Origin of the sequence: Vibrio clamense (genome assembly GCF_050337905.1) — a bacterium.
GTDB lineage: Bacteria > Pseudomonadota > Gammaproteobacteria > Enterobacterales > Vibrionaceae > Vibrio > Vibrio cortegadensis.
Genome location: NZ_JAKJTJ010000020.1, coordinates 235,070 through 255,472, shown reverse-complemented (window position 1 = coordinate 255,472; position 20,403 = coordinate 235,070). Strand labels below are relative to the sequence as shown.

Below are 20,403 nucleotides of genomic sequence, written 5' to 3'. Positions count from 1 at the left end.
TCTCAAATAGCGGTATGAGTTGGTGGTATTTCCATCAAATCAGGTGTCATATTCGATCAAAGCTATTCAACTGATCCACCATTTATTCACTCATTAACCTGCGACTTATCAACATTCTATTTATCAACCAGCTATTACTAACCAGCTATTATTAATTTAGCTATTCACTGATTTGCGCGCTCAGTTGAGCAACAAGGTCGGGAGCCAAGTTAAGTTGCTTAGCCAATTCTTGAAGATAAGCTTTTTCCATGAAGTTTTGTTCATCAGCCACAAGTAATGACGCTAAGTACACCTCTGCGGCTTCTTCTGGGGAAGAGACAAGGGTTGCAATTTCAGCAGGATCAAGAGGCTTACTAAGTTCCTGCTGTACAAACAAGTTCACACTAGGATCGGCTCCTAACGCCTCCACTGCTTGTTGAATTTGGTGCTGTTCTTGTTCATCAACATGTCCATCCGCTTTAGCTGCGGCGATCATCGCTTGCAGAATCAAGGTATTTTGCTTCTCTTCATTCGTTAGTGAGGTGGAGTGATTTGATGCATCTAAAGTGGTTGATGATGTCTCTAAGGCGCTAGGTGCAGCCTCGGATGCAGATGCTGGCTGGTTAGACTGCCAATCTTTATACACTTTAAATGCAAGCGCTCCTAATGCCGCCGCACTCGTCATACCAATGGCTTTTTTTCCCATTTTTCGAGTTTTTTTGGAGCCCATGAGTAGCCCTAAAATCCCACCTCCGACCGCGCCAGCCCCAAGCGTCGCAAGTTGGCTCTTATCTTTAGTTAATGAATTGAGCGTATTATTACTTGAGCTTGATGCTTGGGATAACTGCTCTTTTCCCTGCTTTACGATGTCAGAATTAAGTGCTTGGTTAAGTAAACTGGTTAGATTCATAAAGTACCTCCGAATAGTGATACCGTCAGACTAAATGAATGAAGATGAATGGGGGATTAACAGGTGAGAAAGAAAAGTGGGTATGGGACTCAACGAGAATAACACTCAATAAAAATAACGCTCAATAAAAAGGGCTGCCATTGCGGCAACCCTTTAAAGAAACATAACTCAGATTACTTAAATATGATGGTCTTATTTAAGCTGAGATAATAGATGATCAACCACAGTGTCCATTGCAACTGCGTCTTTATCACCTGTACGACGGTTTTTGTATTCGAAGTTACCTTCGTCCATGCTGCGGTCACCAATAACGATAGTATGAGGAATGCCTACTAGTTCGATATCTTTGAACATAACACCTGGGCGCTCTTTACGGTCATCAAATAATACTTCGATACCTTTGGCCGTTAGATCTGCGTATAGCTTTTCAGCCGCCTGTTTAACGCGCTCAGACTTGTGCATGTTCATTGGAACGATAGCTACTTGGAACGGCGCTAGTGCGTCTGGCCAAGTGATACCGAATTTATCGTGGTTTTGCTCAATAGCAGATGCAACAACACGTGAAACACCGATACCGTAACAACCCATTTCTAGGATTACGCTCTTACCATCAGGACCAAGCACGTTACAGTTCATTGCTTTAGAGTAAGTGTTACCTAGTTGGAAGATGTGACCTACTTCGATACCGCGCTTAAGCTGGATAGTACCTTGACCACATGGGCTTGGATCGCCTTCAACAACGTTACGTAGGTCTTCAACTTGAGCAAGCTCAACGTCACGACCCCAGTTGATGCCGAAGTAGTGCTTACCGTCTATGTTTGCGCCAGCGCCGAAGTCGCTCATTACAGCAACAGAGCGGTCAACGATGAATGGTAGCTCTAGGCCAACAGGGCCAAGTGAACCAGGACCTGCACCAACAAGTGCACGGATTGCAGCTTCATCAGCCATTTCTAGTGGAGAAGCAACCTGTGGAAGGTTTTCTGCTTTCACTTCGTTAAGCTCATGGTCGCCACGGATAATCAGTGCGATGATATCAGCGTCTACTTCATCAGACGCTTTAACGAATAGAGTCTTAACCGTCTTCTCGATTGCTAGACCGTGTTGTTCTACAAGCTCAGCGATTGTTTTCGCGTTTGGCGTATCAACCAGTTCCATCTCTTGAGTTGGCGCTGCAACTTCTTCTGTAGGAGCTGGTGCTTCTGCTTTCTCGATGTTCGCTGCGTAATCAGATTCAGAAGAGAATGCGATTAGATCTTCGCCGCTTTCAGCAAGAACGTGGAACTCTTGAGAGCCGCTGCCGCCGATTGCGCCAGAGTCTGCCAATACTGGACGGTACTCAAGGCCCATGCGGTCGAATGCTTTACAGTAAGCATCGTGCATCGCTTGGTAAGACTTTTCTAAGCCTTCTTTGTCGATATCAAAGCTGTACGCATCCATCATAGAGAATTCACGAGCACGCATTACGCCAAAACGAGGGCGGCGTTCATCACGGAATTTAGTCTGGATTTGGTACAGGTTTAGAGGTAGCTGTTTGTAAGAGCTGATCTCGTTACGTACTAGGCTCGTTACCACTTCTTCTGCTGTTGGGCTAAGAACGAATGGACGAGAGTGACGGTCTGTGAAACGAAGTAGCTCAGGCCCCATCTTTTCAGAACGACCAGTCTCTTCCCAAAGCTCAAACGGTTGAACTACGGGCATCAAGATTTCCACGGCACCCGCATTATCGATCTCTTGGCGAACGATATTTTCGACTTTACGCAGTACACGTAGACCAGTAGGTAGCCAAGTATATAAACCTGAAGCTAGCTTACGGATCATACCTGCACGTAGCATCAGCTGGTGACTGATAACTTCTGCGTCGTTTGGAGTCTCTTTCAGAGTAGAAAGAAGGTAGTTACTGGTACGCATTCTATGGTATCCGTTTCATCATTGATAAAAGAAAATTTATTGTGCCTTTGCAGCAATAAATTGAATTGAGCTGAACATGATATCAGCCTAACAGCGATCTCAAAAGTGCTCAATGTGAGTTACTGTTATGAAAAGAGGGCCAACGGTGAATTTTACGTTCAAATCGAACAAATTTACCGCATATTCCTTTTCATCTAGCTTGTTTTTCTTGTAGGCCGGTCGTGGATCTTGCCCAAGCACCTCTTTGATGACTTGGATGATATGCTTCGCCTCGGGATGCTGGTTAAGCTTAGAGATCGCTTGTTCTGAAAAGTTGACTTCTAATATTTCAGGTTCTTCAGCCGCAAAGCCGCCTTCTGCATCTGGTATAGAATCGGAGTAGGGGATGTAGGGCTTAATATCAACAATCGGGGTGCCATTTACGAGATCAACACTGCCGAGATCTAACCAAGTTTGGTTGCCTTGTTGGGTCACGCCTTTTAATTCTACCGCAGACATTCCAATTCCATTGGGGCGAAATGTAGCTCGTGAGGCAAACACGCCAATTCGCTCATTTCCCCCTAAACGTGGTGGCCGAACGGTTGGTTTCCATCCTGCCGCTAAGTTTTTATCGAATAGAAACAGTAGCCAGATATGGCTAAATTGCTCGATACCACGAACCGATTCGGGTGAATTGGCCTCTCCCATCAGTTTGATTCTTGCGGTCGCACTTGGAGTCAGACGCGGTTGGCGTGGTACGGCAAATTTTTCTTGGTAAGGGCTTTGAATGACGCCTATTGGTTCAATTGGATACATGGCTTTTTACTGTTTTAAGTATTCGAATAGTAATTATGTTATCGCTTGGCAAGGATTCGGTCTAAATGGTTGGCAAACTCGCGGCGATCGGTTTGAGATAAAGTGCTTGGTCCACCGGTTTGAATACCGCTTGAACGCATGGTATCCATAAAATCTCGAATATTAAGTCGGGCTTTAATGGTCTCTTTTGTATATAGCTCACCACGGGAACTGAGTGCTTGGCCACCCTTGGTAATGATTTCATCTGCGAGTGGAATATCAGAGGTGATCACTAAGTCACCAACTTCTGTACGCCTCACAATTTCATTATCAGCTATATCAAAACCACTTGGGACTTGGAGCGAATGAATATTGGCGCGTTTTGGTACAGGGACGACATGGTTGGCAACAAAGGTGCACTCTACGCCAGTTCTTTCCGCTGCTCGAACGATAGTTTCTCTAATTACTTTTGGACACGCGTCGGCATCAACCCAAATCTTCATTGGTCAGTATTCCTATTTATTTTCTTGGTTTTCTAATGCTTCGATACGAGCGGTTAGTGCCTTTACTTGAGCCTCTAACTGCGCGATTTTATCTTGTGTGGAATCTGCTGTTTGAGCTATTTCCACTTTAGGTACTCGATGATTATTTTTCCAACTTTTGATAGTCGCAATTAATGCTGGCATCGGAACCGGAGAACTTAAACGAGCCTTGACGATGGCAACAGTTGGTTCTTTTCCTTGTTCTTTCAATGTTTGCAGCACATTTTCAAGCTCTGCCGATATATCTTTAGTTAACATTTGAACCCTCATCGTTGGTTTGAGTGCATGCTACTATTTTTGCTTGGATTAGGCGAATCCGTTCATTATTGGGTTGTGATTGTAGCGGTACTTTTGATAAATGGGAAAATAAGAGATTGCTTGTAAGAGATCGCTTACAAAGGTGTAAGTAAAAGTGATTTTACCCATGCGATATGGCTAATGGTTTTACCATAACCTGTTGATTAATATGGCCTATGTATTTTTTGAATGATTTGAGATAATTTAATATTGCTCAAGGTCCATTGAGATGGTGCTAAAAAAGCGTAAATTAGACCTTGTCGAAAGGGAAGCGGCACGGAACAGGAAACAACCACGGATTTGGTTATCTTCTAGGATGAAGATTTGATTATTCAGGACGAGTAATCAGCATGGAGCGAAGGACATTGTACGGACGCAACAGTCGATAGGATATTGGCTGCAAAGGAATGACAATGGACACCTTTAGGATAAAGGTTAGGAACAACATCAGGATGATGTAAGGGATACCGCTCAAGGAACAAGTGACGTGAGTTAGCTAGGATTTGTTAACTGTCAGGATGACTAGGACACCGCTAGGATGGCGAAGTAAAGGAAAGAGCTGAAAGAATCAGCCACTATTACGGACGATGCATGGAGCATAAACAAGTAGCCGGATCGCTGCGGGTAAGACTACAGCCCTGATACCTCGGTATCAGGGCTTTCTTATATTCCAACGTTTTTTGTTCCGTGGTCAATGTTTTATCCCGAATGGTATGAGAAAATTTCGGAACTGATACAAGGAATGTAAAATGACGATTGCGACCACCAGAACTCTGCTCACCCCATATACAGAGACCCTAGAAGCTGACTTTGTAATTTTGAATTGCAATGCGATTAATCGCGCTCAAATGAATGGAGCACACTCTGTTTCGTCAGCAAAAAAACTATTTCAAACCGTGCTTAATGACCCATCATTATACGCAATGGCGGTACTGGATAATAAAAACCGAGACTATTTAGGGCATGTGTTTTTACAGCATTCTGATGATGGTCTTGCGGAGTTGGGGTTTATTTTTGATCGTTCTCACTGGGGGAAAGGCATTGGATTTGAAGCCCTTAAAGCTTTTCTATCGAAAGCGTGTTGGGAGCTTTCATTAATGGAAGTGTATGCAACGGTTAATGTTGGACATCAACCGTCGATACGTATACTTGAAAAATTAGGGTTTAAACAAGGCGCAGTGAAATCTGATATTCATGGACCATATTATGAGTACCGATTTACATCCGATGCGGTGGTAAGTGAAACTGCATAGGACGAAAGCCGACCATGGTTAATTGACCTTGGTAGCAATCATCTCCAAGCGCTGAAAACTCAAAATTGTAGACAGTATGCCAGCGCCAATTGCCTTGAGGTGTTTTTAGCTTATGGCCACCAAACGCAACACTAACCATTTGAAGTTCTAACTGCTCACACTTCCTTGTTACGGCTGCTTTTGCGAGTTCTGATTGCCTTCTCTGTTGCCAGAAAAGAAAGCACCCAAAACTGAGCAGTAGTATCGACAGTAGATCTCCGATCATGAAATTCCCTCTATGATTTTGTCGCTTTTTGCAGATTCATTAGCGCAGAGCCTAGTTCTTGAGATGGATTGGAATGAAGAAGCGGTAACATGACCATTCTTAATTCTGGCAACATCACTAGATCTGCAAATAATTGATTAAATAGAGCCTGATTGCCACTTTGAGCTAATCTTAGTAAATATTTTTCTGCGGTTTTGCTTTCTGACAAAGCCTGCCATGTTCTACCTGCTATTGCGATTAACACTTCAGGATGACTCAACCTTGGGCTTGCTAAGATACCGTCAATGATTGGCTGGTATATATTTTTGCTAGTACCCGATAATGCTCGAGCATAAGCCGAGAGTAGAAATAGATCAGGATCTTGAGAATCAATTTGTTGCTGTGCTAACTCTTGGATTTTTAGCGCTAACTTTTCAGGTAGTGTTGAGTGCTCTAAAGCTCCCAGTACACCATATAGTGGTTCATTTGCGATATGTGCTAGTGCTTTTCGCATCATTAAACCGTTCTGATCACGATCTAATCGGGCACAAATATCAGTAATGCCTTGAAGTCCAACGGTTTGCCAATTTGCCCAGCCTAAACCACCAGAGAAGTAATGTTGGGCGTGTTCATAATATTGACTTGTCGCAAGGTTTAAGTGAGCTCTGACTTGGCTGTGAAAAACGGCCATCTTGTCATCAGCGGGTTTAAACGTATAAGGATTATTCGCTAGCTTATCTTGCTGCTCTTCTGTCATATTGCTATTGATACGACTTCCCATCGCTTCGATCACATATTTCAGGAAATTACCCACCTCAGCTTGCTCTAGAAGACCTCGTTCGTCTAAAGAGAACTTCAGAAACCAAATCCATGGCTGATTATTGTCATTCCAGTAAGCGATTCCGATATGTGCATGTCTTTGACTTGGGAATGGATACGGCTGTTTGCCCGCCTCAACATTTTCGAATTGTTGGCTGTCGATGGTTTGAATTCGGCGACCTAAATCAAAAATCTTATACTGACATTGGCTATCTTGTAACAATTGGCTAAGGGTGTGAATGGTTTCCATGGGCAATAAGGTCCTAACTTTCTTTACTCAATAGATGGTACTCTATGGCACAAATTCAAGGTTAGTAAACAAAATAACTTGGTGAACAATGACCACAGCGGCAAAGATAACGAATATTTTAAATGAATTGGAACATCAGATGCGCAAACTGGGTGTCTGGCAGGCGACAAAACCAACCGATGACGCTTTAGCCAGTCGGGAACCTTTTTCCATTGATACATTACAACCCGAGCAGTGGTTACAGTGGATCTTTATTGCCAAAATTCGTCAACTCATTGAGTTAAATCAGCCGTTACCGAAAGGCTTTGAAATGTCGCCTTATTTTTCTGAAGTGTGGAAAGAGCGCCAAGAAATGCAGCCTCTTCTACTATTAATTGAATCGATAGAAAAGGCTTGCCATTAATGCTCGATATTATTTTTCAAGACGAATATTTTGTTGCGGTCAATAAGCCTGCGGGTATGTTAGTGCACCGTTCTTGGCTTGATAAGCATGAAACTCAATTCGTCATGCAAACGCTGCGTGATCAAATCGGGCAACATGTATTTCCTTTACACCGATTGGATAGACCGACATCTGGTGTGTTGGTTTTCGCACTTTCTAGTGAGGTTGCCTCACAAGTGATGCCAATGTTTGCCAATCATGAGATGCAGAAGACCTACCACGCTATTGTTCGGGGCTGGATTGAAGAGGGAGACACTCTCGATTACCCTTTGAAAGTGGAACTGGATAAAATTGCAGATAAGTTTGCGAAAGAGGATAAAGAGCCTCAAGAAGCTGTGACTGCCTATGAGCCGTTAGCCAAAGTTGAAATTCCGTATTCAACGGGACGCTTTCCTACGAGTCGCTACGGGCTAGTTGAAATGGCTCCAAAGACAGGGAGAAAGCATCAACTTCGTAGGCATATGGCCCATTTAAGGCACCCTATTGTCGGTGATACGTCTCATGGTGATGGGAAGCATAATAAACTTTTTCGAGAGAATTTAGAGTCGCACCGTTTATTACTTCACGCTTCAGAGCTGCGTTTTATTCACCCATTCACTCACCAAGAGTTGGTATTAAAGGCGAAGTTCGATGAAACATGGTTGGCGTTGTTTGAACGATTTGAGTGGCAAGATATTCTTGAGAAGCTAGAAGCTAGAAGCTAGAAGCTAGAAGCTAAAGATTAAAGTATAAAAGGGCGAGGCACCGTGGTGTGACTCGCCCTTTTTCAGTTTCAAATAAGGTTATTTTAATTTTTCTAAGTCAGCTTCAATCTCAGCGATTTTACTCGATACGACTTTTTCAAGGTGACGCAAGTCGGTGAGGATCTTCTGTTTTACGTCGAGCTCTGGCACTTTAATTGGTTTGGTGATTTTGTTCAATTCATCAATCACCAAGGTTAGATTTCTATTAATCTCCGTGACTTCTTTGTACTGATGGCTTCCGCTGTCGACCAGTACATTCTTAATTTGACGCGGATATTTGAATTTTACACTTTTAGCAAAAAGCTCACCTTTCTGTTTATGAAAATAGATCTTCAAAACATCTTTGTGAGCTTCTTGACGTAGGGAATAACGCTCAATTTGTTTAGGGTCTTGAATGCCTAAACCAGTGAGGTTTGGATACATAAGTTACCTCTATAATTAACATCAGTGACATAAACCAATGTAGCAGCCTAACTGTGTGGTAGATAGATGATCTTTAGGCTTGAGTGATAAGTTGTGGGCAAGATCGCGATTAATTTTTCATCTTAATCTCGCTCACAACGTACGCATAAAAATATTAGGGACTAACTGGGGGCAAGTTGTGAAACATTGAGAATCAGTTTCTCTCTTAATACCTCTTTTTGCTGGTCACTCAATCGACCACCATCACTGGTTAAGATAAAGAGATCTTCTGCTCGCTCCCCAATCGTGGTGATTTTTGCGCCATGTAAGCTGATATTAAGTTCAGAAAAAGTGGCACCAACCTTGGCGAGTAGCCCAGGAGTATCAAGCGCAACAAATTCCATTAAGGTGCGTTTTTTACTTTTAGTTGGTAGAAAATCAACTCTGGTTTTTACTTTGAAATGTTGAAGGTTTCTTGGGGCGCGGCGTACTTTTATTTTTGTAGGGCGGCCATCTTCAAGTACATGAACTAAGTGTTTCACCACGGCTTTGTGGCGAGATTCATCAATGGCTTGTCCATGTTGATCGAGAACCATGAATGTATCGATGACATAGCCATCTTTACTGGTCATCACTTGTGCGTCATGCACGTTAAAATTACGCCTATCTAATTCCGCTACAACCGTGGCAAACAGTGCTGGTTGATCTTTACAGTAAACGAAAACTTCTGTTCCGCCCCTTGTTGGCTTTTTGCTGATAAGGATCAGAGGTTCATCTGGGTTATCTTGTCTGAGTAAATTCTCACAATGCCATGCGATTTGCTTATGGGTGTGGCGTAGAAAATAATCCGCTTTAAACCGCTGCCATAGAACTTCTATTTGCCTTGGGCTAAAGTTCTCTTTACGTAGAAGGGCAGATGCGAGTTGCTGGTTGTGGCGGATTCTATCTCTAATATCGACAGGGTTCTCTAATCCGCGTCTTAATGCGCGTTGAGTTGAGTGGAACAGCTCAGCAAGAAGCGTGCGTTTCCAACTGTTCCAAAGTTCAGGGTTGGTAGCACAAATATCGGCTACGGTTAAACAGACTAAGAACTCTAAGGACTCTTCATCGCGTACTTTTTTGGCAAACTCAGTGATCACTTCGGGATCGTATATATCACGTCTTTGCGCGGTAACCGACATGAGAAGGTGATTTTGAACTAACCAAGAGACTAACTTCGCTTCGGGCTTCGATAGACCGTGCTCGATGCAAAAATTATAAGCTTCAACCGCGCCAATTTCAGAATGATCCCCTCCGCGGCCTTTACCAATATCATGGAAAATGGCCGCAAGAATTAGCAACTCCTTCTTCTGGATTCGAGGATACACCTCACAGCAGATCGGGTGCTTATCTCTATTTTTCGCGTAACTGAACTGATTAATATGTTTGAGCAATCGCATGCTGTGCTCATCTACCGTGTAGACATGAAAAAGATCAAATTGCATTTGACCGACAATCTGACTCCATTGCGGTAGGTAGGCAGAAAGAACCCCTAAACGGTGCATTAAACGAAAGGCTTTATGTAATGCGTTAGGGTGACGAACAAGATCCATGAACTTTTCGCGTGCTGCGGGAATGGTATGCAAAAATTTATTTAAGCGACGTCGAGCGGTTCGTAACTGACGCAAAGTCGGGGGGCTAACGCCATCAATGGTTGAATCATTCGCAATATGAATGAACATATCTAAGATGGTTTCAGGTCTGGCTTGGAACAGTGCTGGCTTTCTTGCTTCAATGAGTGAGCCTCGGCGCTGGAAGTCATTGTCTAATATTTCAGGCTCAGACGTTTCCCCTCCATTTAAAATAACTTGATCAAACAGTTTGAGCAGCATTTTATTGAGCTCAGAAACCCGTCTTAACGTTCGATAAAACTCTTTCATCATCTTTTCGACGGCTACATTACCTTCACCAATAAAGCCTAAGTTTTCCGCGACGTGAGCCTGATGGGCAAATGTGAGTCGGTTGTCGTAACGTTTTAATTCGCTGTGCAGTGCGAAGCGAACACGCCATAAGAAATCTTGGCACTCAACCAACTCGCGATATTCTGCATCGGTCAGAAATCCAAAACGGCTCATTTCCAGTAGTGATGTTGCGCCAAAGTGCCGGCGAGCAACCCAACTGAGAGTATGGATATCTCTTAAGCCACCTGGTGTCGATTTGATGTCGGGCTCTAAGTTATAAGTGGTATCGTGAAAACGAGCATGACGTTGCCTTTGCTCTTGGATTTTGGCTTTGTAAAAGACTTCGCTCGGCCAGAATGATTCAGAATGTACTCGTAATTTTAATGCTTGAAACGTCTCTTCGCTGCCACACAGAAGTCGAGACTCTTGTAAGTTTGTTGCGACAGTTAAATCTTCACGGCCAATGTCATTACACTCATCAACCGTTCGAACGGCATGGCCAACTTCGAGCTTTAAATCCCATAACAGAGTAATGAACTCACTGATTTGAACGCCAAGCGCATCGGGTAGTTTATGCTTGGAGACAATGAGGATATCAATATCAGAAAGAGGGTGAAGCTCACCTCTACCATAACCACCTACGGCAACTAAACTTAAATTTGGTCGTTCATAGAAGCCAAAATGACGCCATAATCGTGTCAGCAACAGATCCATATATTCTGCACGAGCGAGGACTAAATCGTTTATTGGGTGCTGGTTGAGAAACTCTTGCTTTTGGTAGCAAGTGAAAATATCGAGCTGCTCTTTTAGTTCTGAGACTTGAAGCTGCTCATCGCTAAAAGTGAGTGGTGATTGATAAGGCATTGTCTGCAATCCATGCAAGAAAAGTAGAATAAAACTAATCTACCAGAATATAGGGCTAGATAAAAAAATATCCCCGATTGACGGAGATATTTCAACAAAACAGATTCGATGTCGTTAGCTAATAATTAGTTAACTAGCAGTCGTGGAATGGTGTCTTCGTTACGAAGTGTCAGCACTTCACAACCTGTATCGGTTACGAGAAGAGTATGTTCCCATTGCGCTGAGTTTTTGTTATCAGCGGTGTAAACTGTCCAGCCATCTTCATCATCAAGGCGGCAACCAAATTTACCTGCATTGATCATTGGTTCAATAGTAAAAATCATTCCAGCTTTTAAAACTGTACGATCACTGTTTTTGTAGTGAACCACTTGTGGATCTTCATGGAACTCAGCACCAATACCATGTCCACAATAGTCTTTAACGATCGAAAATTTAGCACGAGGGTTATTCTTATTGTTGGTCTTGATGTATTTCTCAATCGCAGTACCAATTTTACCCAGCTGAACACCCGGTTTAACTTGGCGCATACCTTCATATAACGCTTCTTGAGCAACCATACATAGGCGCTTGTTAACGGCTGATACATCACCCACAAGGAACATCTTAGAAGTATCACCGTGGTAACCTGTAGGACGTACGCTTAGGTCTGCATTTTCGTCATCAGGGATGATTACGGTAATGTCAACGTTGAGAATATCACCATCTTTTAATACTGCAGGTTTGATTTGACCATTAACGACAACATCTTCTTCTGCAGGGATGCCGTGACACACAATGTGGTTGATTGACGTACAGATAGATTTAGGGAAACCGTGATAATTAAGAGGGGCAGAGTAGGCACCTTTCGCAAGCGCGTATTCATGACAGATGGTGTTTAACTCTTCTGTCGTCGTACCCACTTGAATATGAGGTTCAATCATTTCTAAAATTTCTGCTGCAAGTTTGCCCGCAACGCGCATTTTTTCTATTTCTTCAGCTGTTTTGATTTTTACAGACATTGGCTTTCTCTATTATCTATTTTCAGATGCCTTAAGATGGCTATAGCCGCTATTCTATCAGTGAGACACGGAAGCGCAATTGAAATCCGTTTTCATTTAGATTTTGTTCGCCCAATTTGACTAAGGAAATTGGCTTTTTACTGGAAATTTATAATCAAACTATGGTATAAAGCGCGCCGGGAACAAAGACTGTTATCTCCTGTTTGGCGAAGCAGCTTTGACCTATACTTAATTATCTTTAAATCACACACATTTCGACACATGTTCCGGGGTGCTTCAACTTCATTAACTCAGGTTAATAAGTTAGGGGTCGGATGCATGGGGAATGTGGAGGCCTAACCCCATAGAGGATTTTAAAATGGCAACTGTATCAATGCGCGATATGCTTAAAGCTGGTGTTCACTTCGGTCACCAAACTCGTTACTGGAACCCAAAAATGAAGCCATTCATCTTTGGTGCTCGTAACAACGTTCATATCATCAACTTAGAAAAAACTGTACCAATGTTCAACGAAGCTCTTACTGAGCTTGCTAAAGTTGGCGAGAAAAAAGGTAAAGTTCTTTTCGTTGGTACTAAGCGCGCTGCATCTGAAGCTGTTAAAGAAGCTGCTATCAACAGCAACCAGTTTTACGTTAACAACCGCTGGTTAGGCGGTATGCTAACAAACTACAAAACTGTTCGTCAGTCTATCAAACGTCTGAAAGAACTTGAAGCGCAAGCTCAAGACGGTACTTTCGACAAGCTTACTAAGAAAGAAGCTCTAATGCGTACTCGCGAAATGGAGAAGCTAGAGAAATCTCTTGGTGGTATCAAAAACATGGGCGGCCTACCTGACGCTCTATTCGTAATTGATGCAGATCACGAACACATCGCAGTTAAAGAAGCAAACAACCTAGGTATCCCAGTTTACGCTGTTGTTGATACTAACTCTAACCCAGACGGCGTTGACTTCATCATTCCTGGTAATGACGATGCAATCCGTGCGGTACAGCTTTACCTAAACGCTGCTGCTGATTCGGTTAAAGAAGGTCGTAACAAAGATGTTGCTGCTATCACTGCTGAAAAAGATGGTTTTGTAGAAGCTGCTGAATAATAGCGACTCCAACCATTACTTAGTTTTGGAAGACAGAGTTTTAGTGAACCCTCGTTTTAATAGAAACTAAGTTATAGTTAGCATCAGGGGCCCTCTATTTGGCCCCTGATTTTTACCTTATTTTAGAATCAACCGAGGAATCGAGAATGGCAACTGTAACTGCTGCTCTAGTAAAAGAACTTCGTGAACGCACAGCTGCGGGCATGATGGAATGTAAAAAAGCACTTGTTGCTGCTGAAGGCGACATTGAGCTAGCGATTGAAAATATGCGCAAATCTGGCGCAGCTAAAGCAGCTAAAAAAGCGGGTAACGTTGCTGCTGAAGGTACAATCCTAATTAAAGAAGAAGCAGGTGTTGCTGCTATTCTTGAAGTTAACTGCCAAACTGACTTCGTAGCAAAAGATGCAGGTTTCCTTGCATTTGCTAATGAAGTAGCAGAAGTAGCATTAGCTGAGCGCCTAGATATCGCAGCTCTTCAAGCTAAATTTGAAGAAGCACGTATCGCGCTAGTAACTAAAATCGGTGAGAACATCAGCATTCGTCGTGTTGAATTCATCGAAGGCGCTAAAGTTGGTTCTTACCGCCACGGCGACCGTATCGGTGTTGTTGTAGCTGGTGAAGCTGACGAAGAAACTATCAAGCACGTTGCTATGCACGTTGCTGCGTCTAAGCCTGAGTTCCTAACTCCTGCTGACGTACCTGCTGATGTAGTTGCTAAAGAGAAAGCGGTTCAAGTTGAAATCGCAATGAACGAAGGCAAACCACAAGAAATCGCAGAAAAAATGGTTATCGGCCGCATGAAGAAGTTTACTGGTGAAGTATCACTAACTGGTCAAGCTTTCATCATGGAACCTAAGCAAACTGTTGGCGATATTCTTAAAGCTAAAGGTGCTACAGTAACTGACTTCATTCGTTTAGAAGTTGGTGAAGGCATCGAGAAAGCTGCAGAAATGAGCTTTGCTGATGAAGTTGCAGCGGTACAAAAAGGTTAATCCTTAGTGTATTGCTAATGAAAAGACCGTGGCCATTGCTGCGGTCTTTTTATGACTGCTGTACCCATTTTATTAATTGTCATGATTTGGTATTTCGTTTCATTATTAGAGATGATGAAAGTGTTCAGAGTATTAAATCATGACTGTTAATTAACTACTCTCTTTGGAAGGTATACTTCATGACTACGAACCCTAAACCAGCATATCAACGTATTCTGCTTAAACTTAGCGGCGAAGCCCTTCAAGGCGAAGAAGGATTTGGTATCGATGCAACGATACTTGATCGTATGGCTCAAGAGATAAAAGAGCTTGTGGAGCTAGGTGTTCAAGTTGGTGTGGTTATCGGTGGCGGTAACCTTTTCCGTGGTGCTGGTCTGGCTGAAGCGGGTATGAACCGCGTTGTTGGTGATCACATGGGTATGCTTGCAACCGTAATGAACGGCTTAGCAATGCGTGATGCTTTACACCGTGCATATGTGAACGCACGTGTAATGTCTGCAATCCCACTGAAAGGTGTATGTGACGATTACAACTGGGCAGATGCAATTAGCCAACTTCGTCAAGGTCGCGTTGTGATCTTCTCGGCAGGAACGGGTAACCCATTCTTCACTACAGATTCTGCTGCATGTTTACGCGGTATTGAAATTGAAGCGGATATCGTTCTAAAAGCGACAAAAGTTGATGGCGTATTTACAGCTGACCCTGTAGCCAACCCTGAAGCAGAGTTGTATCATACGCTTTCTTACAACAGCATTCTTGAGAAAGAGCTGAAGGTTATGGACTTAGCGGCATTTACACTAGCACGTGACCATAAAATGCCTATTCGTGTATTTAATATGAACAAACCAGGCGCATTACGTCGCGTGGTAATGGGTGAAGCAGAAGGCACGCTAATTAGCGATGCTGAGTAATTATAAAATTACAAATCAAATGGTTTGTATTTTATAGTCATCCTATTCATTCTTTTTAGTACGTATTCATCAAAGCGTATTCTTTAAGAAAAATTATTTAAGGTGAAATTGTGATTAACGAAATCAAAAAAGACGCGCAAGAGCGCATGGAAAAAAGTGTAGAATCACTACGTAACAGCCTACTTAAGATCCGTACAGGCCGTGCGCATCCAAGCCTTCTGTCTGGCATCTCTGTAGAGTACTACGGTGCAATGTCGCCACTAAACCAAGTGGCTAACGTCATCGCTGAAGACGCGCGTACGCTGTCTATTACTGTATTTGATAAAGAGCTTACTCCTCTTATCGAAAAAGCAATCATGAAATCTGATCTAGGTTTAAACCCTATGTCAGCGGGTACCGTTATCCGTGTACCACTTCCACCACTAACAGAAGAACGCCGTAAAGATTTAGTAAAAATCGTTCGTGGCGAAGCTGAAGGTGGTCGTGTTGCTATTCGTAACATCCGTCGTGACGCAAACGGTGATCTTAAAGCGCTTCTTAAAGACAAAGAAATTTCAGAAGATGAAGATCGTCGTGCACAAGACGAAATTCAAAAGCTAACAGATGCTGCTGTTAAGAGTGTTGATGACGTTCTAGCAGTTAAAGAAAAAGAGTTGATGGAAGTATAACCAATACTTACAACTTTATGATTGGTAAGGCGCTGAGCTCGCAGCACAGCGCCTTTTTTTATGCTAGTCTGTCCAATCTTGACGATGGTACGTAAATTAACTTCATATGCAAAATTCTCAGAACTTCACAGACTCCCTTCCAAAACATATCGCTATCATTATGGATGGTAATGGCCGCTGGGCTAAATCTCATGGAAAGCCTCGTGTTTTTGGCCATAAAAAAGGGGTGAGTGCCGTAAGAAAAACGATATCAGCAGCAAGTAAGCTGAAAATTGAAGCGGTGACTTTATTTGCATTTAGTAGTGAGAATTGGCGTCGACCTGAAGAAGAGGTTGGCTTGCTTATGGAATTGTTTATTACTGTATTATCGAGTGAAATAAAGAAACTCCATAAAAACAATTTAAAGCTGCGCATTATTGGTGATAAAAGCCGATTTAGTGCTCGTTTGCAAAAGAAAATCATTGAAGCTGAAGAGTTAACCGCAAACAATACAGGTATGGTGGTTAATGTCGCGGCCAATTATGGCGGTAAGTGGGACATCACAGAAGCCATGAAGTCTATTGCCACTCAAGTCGCTGAAGGGAAATGTAGCGTAAGTGATATTGATGAGGATATGATCTCTCAACATCTCACTATGGCCGATATTCCAGAAGTAGACTTATTGATTAGGACAAGTGGCGAATGTCGCATAAGTAATTTTATGCTTTGGCAACTCGCTTATGCAGAGATGTTTTTTACCGAAGAATTTTGGCCAGACTTTGATGAAGATAGTTTGGTTGAAGCTGTAACTTGGTTTGTCAATCGAGTTCGACGTTTTGGTTGTACTGATGACCAGGTTAAAGCATTGATGGAAGAAAAATAAGGATTATAAAGTTTGAAACAACGAATCATTACCGCGTTGATTTTAGCTCCTCTAGTTATTTTAGGAATTTTTGAATTATCGCTCCCGCTATTTATGTTAGCACTAGCTGTGATCACACTACTAGGATTTTGGGAGTGGACGCAATTTGTAGAACATAAATCTCGTTATATGGCATTAATCCCATCCGTTATTATTGGTGCCGCAAGTTATGCCTTACTGCCTACCGATGCTGATAGCTTGAACTCCCTCTCTAGTTTGCACTTTTCAATTTTAGCTGTTGGCTCTATCTGGTGGATTATCGCGAGTGGTTTAGCGATAACCTACCCTAAATCGGCAGCTGGTTGGCAAGGCTCTAATGTCTTACGTCATGTGTTTGGGTTACTGACATTACTTCCTTTTTTTTGGAGTGTCGTGATTCTACGTGCCGAAGATATCTCTACTGATCCATACCACGGCGCTAAGCTGGTTATGTTTGTTTGCTTTTTAGTATGGGCGGCTGATAGTGGCGCTTACTTCTCAGGCAAAACATTTGGCAAAAGAAAGATGGCTCCCGCAGTAAGCCCTAATAAAACGATTGAAGGTTTATTGGGAGGCATTATTGCAGCGCTACTGGTTGGCTGGGGCTTCTCAGTTTGGTTTGATATCCAATTTGCAACGCCTTTACACATGATTGTGATCACGCTTATTACGGTTGTCATTTCAGTACTAGGTGATTTAGTAGAAAGTATGTTTAAACGTGTATCAGGAGTTAAAGATAGCAGTAATATCATTCCTGGGCATGGTGGCATCCTTGATCGCATTGATAGCTTAACCGCTGCCTTCCCTGTATTTGCTCTTCTGTACTATATATTTTAATAACGTTTTATTTTAGTGATTAAGGCAAGGTCATTCTTGCCTTTTTCTCGCAACTAACGGTCTATACGCAATGCGAAATTTAACTATTCTCGGCGCAACGGGTTCAATTGGCACTAGTACCCTCAAGGTTGTAGAGCAAAACCCTGAACATTTTTCAGTTGTTGCTCTGGCTGCCGGAACCAATGTAGAGAAAATGCGTCAGCTGTGTGAAAAGTGGCGACCAAAATATGCAGTGATGGCGAGTGATGATGCTGCTAAGTTATTAAAAGAACAGCTATTAACATTAAAAATCTCAACTCAAGTACTGTCAGGCTTGGAAGGGATGAATCATATCGCTTCATTTGATGAAGTGGATACGGTGATGGCGGCTATCGTTGGCGCTGCTGGACTTATCCCTACTATGGCGGCGGTACAAGCGGGTAAGCGAGTTTTGTTAGCGAATAAAGAAGCTCTGGTGATGTCAGGCCAACTCTTTATTGATGCGGTAGACAAATTTGGCGCAGAATTATTGCCAGTTGATAGTGAACATAATGCTATCTTCCAATGCTTACCTAGTGAGATCCAAACTAACTTAGGTCGATGTAACCTCGAACAGAGTGGAGTTGATAACATACTACTGACCGGATCCGGTGGCCCATTTCGTTACACTGATGTCAGTGAATTAAGTGAAGTTTCTCCAGCGCAGGCTATTGCTCATCCTAACTGGGCTATGGGGCCGAAAATCTCGGTTGATTCTGCGACAATGATGAACAAAGGTCTTGAGTATATTGAAGCTAAATGGCTGTTTAATGCCTCCAAAGAGCAGCTGAAAGTAATTATTCATCCTCAATCTGTCATTCACTCAATGGTTCAATATAAAGATGGCTCGGTGTTAGCCCAGATGGGCGAGCCGGACATGTCGACACCTATTGCTCTGACAATGTCTTACCCTCAGCGTGTGGATGCTGGTGTCAAAGCGCTCGATTTTACTAAAGTGGGGCAGTTGACCTTCCTTGAACCAGATTTCGACCGCTACCCTTGTTTAAAACTTGCGATTGATGCGTGTTATGAAGGGCAATATGCCACCACCTCATTAAACGCAGCCAATGAAGTCGCCGTTGACGCATTTTTGAATAACACACTTAAATTTACGGACATTGCAGCCGTTAATGAAGCTGTATTGTCTAAGGTCTGCGCGACTAACACATCTCATTCCATAGATAGCTTGGAAAGCCTACTTGAGCTAGATAGAATGGCTCGAATATTTGCTTTAGAAGCCACTCGTGAGCGTAAATTATGATTGATATATTATGGAACTTCGGTTCATTTATCATTGCTTTAGGCATCTTGGTGGCTGTGCACGAGTATGGGCACTTCTGGGTAGCCCGCCGCTGCGGCGTAAAAGTGGAAAAATTTTCAATTGGTTTTGGTAAATCAATCTGGAGAAAAATGGGTAAAGATGGGACCGAATATAGCCTTTCAATGATCCCATTAGGCGGGTACGTAAAAATGCTCGACTCTCGTGTTGATGAAGTGCCTGAAGACCAAAAACAGTACGCGTTCGATCAAAAAGCATTATGGAAGAGGAGCGCGATTGTTGGCGCTGGTCCTGCTTTTAATTTTGTGTTCGCGATTTTTGCTTACTGGTTGGTGTTTTTAATTGGTATTCCAGCGGTTAAGCCCGTAGTCGGTGAAGTTATTCCAAATTCAATTGCGGCGCAGTCAGGCATTGAACGTGGAATGCAATTTCAGTCGATCGACGGCGTTAGAACTCTTGACTGGGAATCAGTGAATATGGGGTTAATTTCTCATATCGGTGATGATGTGATGACAGTCACGCTTACGCCAGTTGATGGTGTTGGTTACGAAGAAGTGAAGACTCTCGACATTAGAGAATGGAACTTTAACCCAGAAACTGAGTCTGCTATGAGGGCACTTGGTTTTTCTCCGTTTACACCTGAGATAACACCAGTACTGGTTAACGTATCAGAAGACGGGGCAGGTGCTCGAGCTGGGCTGATCGCAGGTGATAAGTTTGTGCGAGTCAATGATGTCATCGTTGAGGACTGGCAGCAGATTGTAGAGGTGATACGCCAAAGTCCGAATAAAGTGGTGGCTTTAGAGATCGAACGAAATGGTGTGGTTCTTCCTGTTGTGTTAGAACCAGATAGCAAAAAGATTTCCAAGGATAAAGTGATTGGTTTTGCGGGTATTGCACCGAAAGTCGCAGAATGGCCGCAAAGTTATCGATTTGAGCTGAAATATGGTGTATTTGAATCGATAGAAAAAGCGTTTGATAAAACAGGGCAAATTATAAGCTTGACGATCAGCATGCTTAAGAAGCTGGTTGTTGGTGATGTAGGCCTCGATAATTTAAGTGGGCCGATATCGATAGCAAAAGGAGCAGGAGCAACCGCTGATTATGGCATTGTTTACTTCCTTGGGTTTTTAGCATTAATCAGTGTGAATTTAGGGATCATTAATTTGGTTCCATTGCCTATGTTAGATGGTGGGCATTTGCTGTTTTTCGCAATTGAAGCCGTAACCCGACGCCCGGTGCCAGAAAAGGTACAAGAGATGGGGTATAGAGTCGGAGGAGCTATCATCTTCTCATTGATGGCGTTAGCAATATTTAATGATTTTACTCGTTTATGATTTTTAAATCGTAATCAAAAGCA

General features: G+C 42.8%; 21 protein-coding genes. 11 read left to right on the top strand and 10 right to left on the bottom strand.

The window, feature by feature from the left end:
* Positions 1 to 160: 160 nt before the first annotated feature.
* From L4C39_RS06295 to L4C39_RS06275, 5 genes are all read right to left on the bottom strand, one after another.
* A complete protein-coding gene (locus tag L4C39_RS06295; protein WP_429745029.1) occupies positions 161 to 889 on the bottom strand; it encodes a tellurite resistance TerB family protein in 729 nt (242 codons plus the stop codon).
* Between the two features lie 192 nt (positions 890 to 1,081).
* Positions 1,082 to 2,797: a proline--tRNA ligase gene (locus L4C39_RS06290; protein WP_429745027.1), complete on the bottom strand. Its 1,716-nt coding sequence runs from the start codon at positions 2,795 to 2,797 to the stop codon at positions 1,082 to 1,084.
* Between the two features lie 99 nt (positions 2,798 to 2,896).
* On the bottom strand, positions 2,897 to 3,592 hold the full coding sequence (tsaA, locus tag L4C39_RS06285; protein WP_171755989.1) for a tRNA (N6-threonylcarbamoyladenosine(37)-N6)-methyltransferase TrmO: 696 nt from the start codon (positions 3,590 to 3,592) through the stop codon (positions 2,897 to 2,899).
* Positions 3,593 to 3,630: 38 nt separating this feature from the next.
* Positions 3,631 to 4,074: a YaiI/YqxD family protein gene (locus L4C39_RS06280; protein ID WP_113799051.1), complete on the bottom strand. Its 444-nt coding sequence runs from the start codon at positions 4,072 to 4,074 to the stop codon at positions 3,631 to 3,633.
* A 12-nt stretch (positions 4,075 to 4,086) separates the two neighbouring features.
* Positions 4,087 to 4,371, bottom strand: a complete 285-nt coding sequence (locus tag L4C39_RS06275) for a hypothetical protein (protein ID WP_113799050.1) — start codon at positions 4,369 to 4,371, stop codon at positions 4,087 to 4,089.
* A 788-nt stretch (positions 4,372 to 5,159) separates the two neighbouring features.
* Here L4C39_RS06275 and L4C39_RS06270 point away from each other — a divergent pair.
* Positions 5,160 to 5,663 carry a GNAT family N-acetyltransferase gene (locus L4C39_RS06270; RefSeq protein ID WP_017053993.1) on the top strand — a complete coding sequence of 168 codons (504 nt, stop codon included), beginning with the start codon at positions 5,160 to 5,162 and terminating at the stop codon, positions 5,661 to 5,663.
* Here L4C39_RS06270 and L4C39_RS06265 read toward each other — a convergent pair.
* Together L4C39_RS06265 and L4C39_RS06260 are read right to left on the bottom strand one after the other, a co-directional pair.
* Positions 5,629 to 5,928: a DUF3301 domain-containing protein gene (locus L4C39_RS06265; protein WP_113799049.1), complete on the bottom strand. Its 300-nt coding sequence runs from the start codon at positions 5,926 to 5,928 to the stop codon at positions 5,629 to 5,631. The two genes, L4C39_RS06270 and L4C39_RS06265, sit on opposite strands and share 35 nt — an antisense overlap.
* A gap of 10 nt (positions 5,929 to 5,938) precedes the next feature.
* Positions 5,939 to 6,976 carry a DUF3549 family protein gene (locus tag L4C39_RS06260; protein WP_017053991.1) on the bottom strand — a complete coding sequence of 346 codons (1,038 nt, stop codon included), beginning with the start codon at positions 6,974 to 6,976 and terminating at the stop codon, positions 5,939 to 5,941.
* A gap of 88 nt (positions 6,977 to 7,064) precedes the next feature.
* Here L4C39_RS06260 and L4C39_RS06255 point away from each other — a divergent pair, with 88 nt between their 5' ends.
* Together L4C39_RS06255 and truC are read left to right on the top strand one after the other, a co-directional pair.
* A complete protein-coding gene (locus L4C39_RS06255) occupies positions 7,065 to 7,379 on the top strand; it encodes a YqcC family protein (RefSeq protein ID WP_113799046.1) in 315 nt (104 codons plus the stop codon).
* Entirely contained in the window at positions 7,379 to 8,122 is a 744-nt protein-coding gene (gene truC / locus L4C39_RS06250) for a tRNA pseudouridine(65) synthase TruC (RefSeq protein WP_171755992.1), read from the top strand. Before L4C39_RS06255 ends, truC begins: the two co-directional genes overlap by 1 nt.
* A gap of 78 nt (positions 8,123 to 8,200) precedes the next feature.
* Here truC and L4C39_RS06245 read toward each other — a convergent pair whose 3' ends face one another.
* From L4C39_RS06245 to map, 3 genes are all read right to left on the bottom strand, one after another.
* A complete protein-coding gene (locus tag L4C39_RS06245) occupies positions 8,201 to 8,584 on the bottom strand; it encodes a DUF3461 family protein (protein WP_429745023.1) in 384 nt (127 codons plus the stop codon).
* Positions 8,585 to 8,745: 161 nt separating this feature from the next.
* On the bottom strand, positions 8,746 to 11,367 hold the full coding sequence (gene glnD, locus L4C39_RS06240; RefSeq protein WP_429745021.1) for a bifunctional uridylyltransferase/uridylyl-removing protein GlnD: 2,622 nt from the start codon (positions 11,365 to 11,367) through the stop codon (positions 8,746 to 8,748).
* 125 nt (positions 11,368 to 11,492) lie between these two features.
* Positions 11,493 to 12,365, bottom strand: coding sequence for a type I methionyl aminopeptidase (map, locus tag L4C39_RS06235; RefSeq protein WP_113799042.1), 873 nt, complete (start codon positions 12,363 to 12,365; stop codon positions 11,493 to 11,495).
* Between the two features lie 358 nt (positions 12,366 to 12,723).
* Here map and rpsB point away from each other — a divergent pair, with 358 nt between their 5' ends.
* The 8 genes from rpsB (at position 12,724) to rseP (ending at position 20,380) form a co-directional block, all read left to right on the top strand.
* On the top strand, positions 12,724 to 13,458 hold the full coding sequence (gene rpsB, locus L4C39_RS06230) for a 30S ribosomal protein S2 (protein WP_017053985.1): 735 nt from the start codon (positions 12,724 to 12,726) through the stop codon (positions 13,456 to 13,458).
* Between the two features lie 146 nt (positions 13,459 to 13,604).
* The gene (tsf, locus tag L4C39_RS06225) at positions 13,605 to 14,450 is read left to right on the top strand and encodes a translation elongation factor Ts (protein ID WP_113799041.1); all 846 of its coding nucleotides are present in this window, start codon (positions 13,605 to 13,607) and stop codon (positions 14,448 to 14,450) included.
* 179 nt (positions 14,451 to 14,629) lie between these two features.
* Positions 14,630 to 15,361 (top strand): UMP kinase, encoded by a 732-nt coding sequence (pyrH, locus tag L4C39_RS06220; protein WP_017053983.1) that lies wholly within the window; start codon positions 14,630 to 14,632, stop codon positions 15,359 to 15,361.
* 110 nt (positions 15,362 to 15,471) lie between these two features.
* Positions 15,472 to 16,029 carry a ribosome recycling factor gene (frr, locus tag L4C39_RS06215; RefSeq protein ID WP_017053982.1) on the top strand — a complete coding sequence of 186 codons (558 nt, stop codon included), beginning with the start codon at positions 15,472 to 15,474 and terminating at the stop codon, positions 16,027 to 16,029.
* Between the two features lie 106 nt (positions 16,030 to 16,135).
* Positions 16,136 to 16,891, top strand: coding sequence for an undecaprenyl pyrophosphate synthase (uppS, locus tag L4C39_RS06210; protein WP_017053981.1), 756 nt, complete (start codon positions 16,136 to 16,138; stop codon positions 16,889 to 16,891).
* A gap of 12 nt (positions 16,892 to 16,903) precedes the next feature.
* The gene (locus L4C39_RS06205) at positions 16,904 to 17,746 is read left to right on the top strand and encodes a phosphatidate cytidylyltransferase (protein WP_113799040.1); all 843 of its coding nucleotides are present in this window, start codon (positions 16,904 to 16,906) and stop codon (positions 17,744 to 17,746) included.
* Positions 17,747 to 17,816: 70 nt separating this feature from the next.
* A complete protein-coding gene (ispC, locus tag L4C39_RS06200; protein WP_429745017.1) occupies positions 17,817 to 19,025 on the top strand; it encodes a 1-deoxy-D-xylulose-5-phosphate reductoisomerase in 1,209 nt (402 codons plus the stop codon).
* Positions 19,022 to 20,380 (top strand): sigma E protease regulator RseP, encoded by a 1,359-nt coding sequence (rseP, locus tag L4C39_RS06195; protein WP_429745015.1) that lies wholly within the window; start codon positions 19,022 to 19,024, stop codon positions 20,378 to 20,380. Before ispC ends, rseP begins: the two co-directional genes overlap by 4 nt.
* Positions 20,381 to 20,403: the final 23 nt, after the last annotated feature.